The organism is Rhodothermales bacterium, assembly GCA_034439735.1.
Classification (GTDB): Bacteria; Bacteroidota; Rhodothermia; order Rhodothermales; family JAHQVL01; genus JAWKNW01.
The window spans coordinates 1-2,666 of sequence record JAWXAX010000049.1; the positions used below are offsets into that span (position 1 = coordinate 1).

4 protein-coding genes are annotated in these 2,666 nt (G+C 60.5%); 2 read left to right on the forward strand and 2 right to left on the reverse strand.

Annotation, left to right across the window (positions count from 1 at the left end; translation table 11 throughout):
* Positions 1-162 precede the first annotated feature (162 nt).
* Both SH809_03275 and SH809_03280 read left to right on the forward strand, forming a co-directional pair.
* Positions 163-474: a HigA family addiction module antitoxin gene (locus tag SH809_03275; GenBank protein MDZ4698706.1), complete on the forward strand. Its 312-nt coding sequence runs from the start codon at positions 163-165 to the stop codon at positions 472-474.
* A 76-nt stretch (positions 475-550) separates the two neighbouring features.
* Entirely contained in the window at positions 551-1,987 is a 1,437-nt protein-coding gene (locus SH809_03280) for a PQQ-dependent sugar dehydrogenase (protein MDZ4698707.1), read from the forward strand.
* Between the two features lie 47 nt (positions 1,988-2,034).
* On the opposite strand, the gene SH809_03285 is transcribed toward SH809_03280, so the two are convergent.
* A complete protein-coding gene (locus SH809_03285) occupies positions 2,035-2,310 on the reverse strand; it encodes a HigA family addiction module antitoxin (protein ID MDZ4698708.1) in 276 nt (91 codons plus the stop codon).
* 11 nt (positions 2,311-2,321) lie between these two features.
* A complete protein-coding gene (locus tag SH809_03290; protein ID MDZ4698709.1) occupies positions 2,322-2,585 on the reverse strand; it encodes a type II toxin-antitoxin system RelE/ParE family toxin in 264 nt (87 codons plus the stop codon).
* Positions 2,586-2,666 lie beyond the last annotated feature (81 nt).

Sequence of the window (2,666 nt, forward strand, 5' to 3'; positions counted from 1 at the left end):
GATGACGATGCCCTGGATTGTAGAAATCTCAACAGTTTGTGAACCCTTAACCTGAAACCACTCACGATAATCCGACAGGATTTACGTGAATGTACTTAGCGTTCCCTCTCACACGCAATTTCTCGTAACACGCGATAATCGACGTTGAACTAAACAACCACTATGGCTGAACCTGTCGCACACGCCGAACTCACCCACCCGGGCACGCTGCTCCTGAAGGATTATCTGGAGCCGCTTGGGATTAGCCAGAACAAACTGGCGGAAGTGATGGGTGTACCCGCCGGCCGCATCAGCGAGATAGTGAATGGAAAACGTGCCATCTCCCCGGAAACCTCGATGCGCCTGGGGAGAGCACTGGGGATGTCGGACTGCTTCTGGTTTAATCTCCAGTCCGACTACGATTTCCGGATGGCCAAAAATCTGGCGGTAGAGATGGAGCAGATCAAACCGATCATACCCGTCGACAAAGGCTGACCCTGGGACCATTCTGGCACCCCGCTTGTAGGCGAATTCCCCGGCCCCACGCCATCCATAAGCCAGTATCCCGACGATGAAATCTCGCCTCGCCGCGCTCCTTCTCTTTGCCTTTGTGAGTCCTGCTCTCGCTCAGACCACCGTCGAGCGCGCCTTCCCGAATCTGTCGTTCGACCGCCCGGTCGACCTCCAGCACGCCGGCGACGGCTCCAACCGGCTCTTCGTCCTCGAACAACACCAGGGCCGCGTCCGAGTCTTCCAGGACGACCAGGCCGCCACCGAGGCCGGCGTGTTTCTGGACCTCAACGGGCGCGTCAATACCGGAAACGAAGAAGGCTTGCTCGGCATCGCCTTTCATCCGGACTACGAGACCAACGGCCACTTCTTCGTCTATTACTCGGCCTCCAACCCCCGCCGTTCGGTCGTCTCGCGGTGGACGGTTTCTTCTGATCCCGATTCCGCAGACGCCGCAAGCGAACTCGTCATCATCGAAATCCCCCAACCCTACAGCAACCACAACGGCGGGCAGATTCTCTTCGGGCCGGATGGCTACCTCTACATCGGACTCGGCGACGGTGGCGACGGTGGCGACCCGCAGGACTACGCCCAGAACCCGCGTTCCCTCCTCGGCTCCATCCTCCGGATCGATGTCGACACCTCGACGGAGGCCGAACGGTACCGGGTCCCCGCCGACAACCCTTTTGCCGGGCACGCCGAATTCAAACACGAGATCTTCGCGATCGGCGTCCGCAACCCCTGGCGGATGAGCTTCGACACCGTGACGGGCTGGCTGTGGGCCGGCGACGTAGGCCAGGGCCGATTGGAAGAAATCGACGTCATCGAAAAGGGGAAACACTACGGCTGGGATCTCAAGGAAGGCACGCTGGACCACGAGCCGGAGTCGATGGTGCCGGCCGACTCGCTCACGCCGCCCGTGTGGGAATACGGGCGCGACCTCGGGAATTCCGTTACGGGAGGCCATGTTTACCGCGGGTCCCGGAATCCCGAGCTGATGGGGCGGTATATCTTTGCCGACTTCGCTTCCCGCCGCATCTGGGCGCTGACGTACGACGGGACGGCGCCGGCGGTGGTCGACCCTCTTCTGACGGCCGACTTCAACATCCCCGCTTTTGGCGTCTCGGAGGCCGGCGAGTTCTACATCATCGGGTTCGACGGCCAGATCCACCGCTTCGTGGCCTCCGAAGGCACGGGCGTCGAGCCCGGCGAGCAGCCGGCGGGTTTCGCGCTGGAGGCCATCTACCCGAACCCGTTCACCGACCGGATGACGATCCCCTTCCGCATAGATGAGTCGGCCCGGGTGTCCCTCGCCGTCTACGACCTCCTGGGCCGCGACATACGATCGATCCTGGACGCCTCGCTCCCCGCCGGTACCCATTCGGCTGAGTGGGACGGCACCGATGCCGCCGGCCGGCGGGTGTCCGAGGGGGCGTATGTCGTCCGCCTGCGCGTGGATGGAGCCGCCGTGGAGAGTCGGGTGAGCATTCGGAGGTGACACGCGCTCTCAAGCCGCACGTGACTTTTGTTTCCAACCGATATGAGCTACGCCGCAAATCGCTCCACCTTAATGTTATCTTCCACGTGCGCCAGATCGTACGCGTTCTGAAGCCGCAACCACATTTCTGGCGTGCTACCGAACGCCATTGAAAGCCGAACCGCCATGTCGGGCGAGACGCCGTTTTTCCCATTAATCAAGCGCGACAACGTGTTGCGCGTAACCCCGAGGCCGCGAGCCACTTCTGATATGGATAAGCCGAGCGGCTTGATACAATCTTCGAGGAGGTACTCACCGGGATGCGGCGGATGCGTGCTAGTCATAGGTAACTCCCTTAATGGTAATCAACCAGGTCGATGTCGGTAATATCGGCGCCATCGAACCTAAAAACGAGCCTCCAGTTGCCGGAAACAGTCAGCGAGAAATACCCCTGATAGTCTCCCTTTAGCGGATGTATCCGCCAACCTGGAAAGTTAAGATCTGCAGGCAATCGCGCCAGGTCAAGCGCATGAAGCATGCGGCTCAGCCTGGATAACTGGTCTGGATTCAGGCGTCTTGCATCGCCTTTCCACCAGAACGCGCTAGGGTGTGTCGACAATCAACGAGGCAGGCGTCTTTCCGCCGATTTCGCGCAGCTCGTCGTTCCTTTTCTCGCGAGATGCGCTGCATCGCGCTCGAA